The organism is Allomuricauda sp. M10 (genome assembly GCF_020782875.1).
Lineage (GTDB): Bacteria > Bacteroidota > Bacteroidia > Flavobacteriales > Flavobacteriaceae > Flagellimonas.
On the sequence record NZ_JAJGBN010000017.1, the window covers coordinates 1 to 875 of the forward strand.

1 protein-coding gene is annotated in these 875 nt (G+C 51.7%); it reads right to left on the reverse strand.

Annotated elements, in window-relative coordinates:
- Positions 1–875 (reverse strand): hypothetical protein (locus LKX84_RS17875; protein ID WP_228239090.1); only part of this gene is annotated, 875 nt, incomplete at both ends.

The window sequence follows — 875 nt, forward strand, 5'->3', positions numbered from 1 at the left end:
GGTCAACGTTACCGCCATCCTCAAGGGTCAAGGTGTTGCCGCTCAAGCCCAATGCCTGGTCATCCGTGTTCACACCTGAAATGTCAATTGTGTTTCCTTCAGAAATGGTCAGATCCGAACCTGAAATGCTCAAAGTCTGGTCATCCGTATCGGTGTCGATGGAACTGATGTCGATGGTGTTGCCACCGGTGATACTCAAATCTGTTCCGCTCAAGGAAAGGGTCTGTGCATCAGTGTTGTCCAAGTATCCGCTCAGGTCAACGTTACCACCATCCTCAAGGGTCAAGGTGTTGCCGCTCAAACTCAAGGCCTGGTCGTCCGTTCCACTATTGTTGAAGGTTGAAAGGTCCACACTGTTTCCATCGGCAATGGAAAGGGTGTTCCCTGATAGGCTCAATGTCTGGTCGTCCGTATCGGTGTCGATGGAACTGATGTCGATGGTGTTGCCACCGGTGATGCTCAGATCACTTCCACTCAAGGAAAGGGTCTGGGCATCGGTATTGTCCAAATACCCGCTCAAGTCCACGTTGCCGCCGTCCTCGAGGGTCAAAGTGTTGCCGCTCAAGCTCAAGGCTTGGTCATCGGTGTTCACACCTGAAATATCTATCGTGTTTCCTTCGGAAATGGTCAGATCCGAACCTGAAATACTCAAAGTCTGGTCATCCGTGTCCGTGTCGATGCTGCTGATGTCGATGGTGTTACCTCCAGCAATGCTCAGATCCGTTCCGCTCAAGGAAAGGGTCTGGGCATCGGTATTGTCCAAATACCCGCTCAAGTCCACATTACCACCATCCTCGAGGGTCAAGGTGTTACCGCTCAGACTCAATGCCTGGTCGTCTGTATTATCCAAGTATCCGCTCAAGTCCACGTTGCCG